Consider the following 1746-nt stretch of genomic DNA (forward strand, 5'->3'; position numbering starts at 1 on the left):
TGCTGGCCGCCTGCGCGTCGCCCGGCCCCCTGCCGGCCGTGGAGCAGGCCCGCTCCGCCGTGAACCGCGCCGCCACCGATCCGGCCGTGAACCAATACGCCCAGCTTGAACTGAAGGCCGCCACCGACACGCTGGCCCGCGCCGACCATGTGCTGCGCGACGAGAAGGACGAGTCCGAAGCCAACCATCTGGCCTACCTGGCCACGCAGCGCGCCGCCATCGCCACGAACACGGCCCAGGCCCGCCGCCTGGACGCCGAGATCAAGCAGGCCGGCAGCGAGACCGACCGCCTGCGCCTGGAAGCGCGCACCCGCGAGGCCGAAGCCTCGGCCCGCAATGCGCAGGTCGCCCAGGCCCGTGCCATGACAGCCGAGCAACTCGCCGCGCAGCAGCAGGCGCAAGCCCGGGCCGCGCAGGACCGCGTGCGCCAGCTCGAAGCGCAGCTGCGCGAGATCGAAGGCCAGCAGACCGAGCGCGGCCTGCTGGTCACGCTGGGCGATGTGCTGTTCGCCTTCAACAAGGCCGACCTGTCGGCCCAGGCCGGTCCGCGCCTGGACAAGCTGGCCAACTTCCTCAAGCAGTTCCCCGAGCGCAAGCTGCTGATCGAGGGCTACACCGACAGCGTGGGCTCGGACAGCTACAACCAGGAACTGTCAGAGCGCCGCGCCCAGGCCGTGCGTGACGCGCTGGTGCAGCGCGGCGTGGACACCAGCCGCATCACGGCACGCGGCTACGGCAAGTCCTACCCCGTGGCCGAGAACGGCTCGCCCGAAGGCCGCGCCATGAACCGCCGCGTCGAGATCGTGATCGCCGACGCACAGGGCAACCTCAAGGGCCGTTAAAGTCCAGCGACCCGCGGGCGGGACACCGCCCGCACCGACCGCCGCCGTTTCCCTGCATCTGCCGGGCACGGCGGCTTTCTTTCGTCTCCCACCCTTTCTGGATCCGATCCGCCATGCACCCTGACTTGCCCGATGCCGCACGCCATGTGCTGACCTTCTGGTTCGAGGAAACCACGCCCCAGCAATGGTTCGCTAAGGACGCGGCGTTCGACGCCGCCATCCGCGACCGCTTCGCCCGCCTGCACCACGAGGCGGCGCAAGCCGAGCTGTGGGACTGGCGCGCCACGCCGCAGGGCCGGCTGGCGGAGGTGATCGTGCTGGACCAGTTCTCCCGCAACCTGCACCGCGACAGCGCCCAGGCGTTCGCGCACGACGGCATGGCCCTGGTGCTCGCGCAGGAGGCCGTGGCGGCCCAGGCCGACGCCGCCTTGCCGCCCGCGTGGCGCGCGTTTCTCTACATGCCTTACATGCACAGCGAGTCCGCTGCGGTGCAGGCGCGATCGGTCGCGCTGTTCACGCAGCTCGGCAACGCCAACAACCTCGACTTCGCGGTGCGGCACCGGGACATCGTGGCGCGCTTCGGCCGCTTTCCGCACCGCAACGCCGTGCTGGGCCGCCCTTCGACGCCGCAGGAGACGGCCTTCCTGCAGGAGCCCGGCAGCGCGTTCTGAGGGGGTGCTGCCGGGCGCCCCTCAGCGCCCCTGCATTTCGGTGAAGCCCTTGGCGGCCTCCTGCACATCGGGCGGGAAGTCCGACATCTCCTGGATCTGCCGCACCTCGATGGTTTCGTTGCCCGACGCCGGGCAGCGCGAGGCCCACGCGATCGCCTCCTCCCGGGAGGCCACCTCGATGATCCAGAACCCGCCCAGCACCTCGGCCACGCCGGGAAACGGCCCGGGCTGCA

At 71.2% G+C, this 1746-nt stretch carries 3 protein-coding genes; 2 read left to right on the forward strand and 1 reads right to left on the reverse strand.

Going from position 1 to position 1746, the window contains the following annotated elements; genetic code table 11:
- The first annotated feature begins 2 nt into the window (after positions 1–2).
- Positions 3–842 (forward strand): OmpA family protein, encoded by an 840-nt coding sequence (locus AC27IQ_RS23855; RefSeq protein ID WP_487091042.1) that lies wholly within the window; start codon positions 3–5, stop codon positions 840–842.
- A 113-nt stretch (positions 843–955) separates the two neighbouring features.
- Positions 956–1513, forward strand: a complete 558-nt coding sequence (locus tag AC27IQ_RS23860) for a DUF924 family protein (RefSeq protein WP_487091043.1) — start codon at positions 956–958, stop codon at positions 1511–1513.
- 21 nt (positions 1514–1534) lie between these two features.
- On the opposite strand, the gene AC27IQ_RS23865 is transcribed toward AC27IQ_RS23860, so the two are convergent.
- On the reverse strand, positions 1535–1746 hold a 212-nt coding region (locus tag AC27IQ_RS23865), incomplete at its 5' end, for a YciI family protein (protein WP_487091044.1).

The sequence above is a fragment of the Acidovorax sp. KPB24-07 genome (assembly GCF_057543315.1).

Bases quoted from the DNA above. Each gene is read 5' to 3' on its own strand.
- AC27IQ_RS23860 (WP_487091043.1), top strand. From the start codon at position 956: ATGCACCCTGACTTGCCCGATGCCGCACGCCATGTGCTGACCTTCTGG.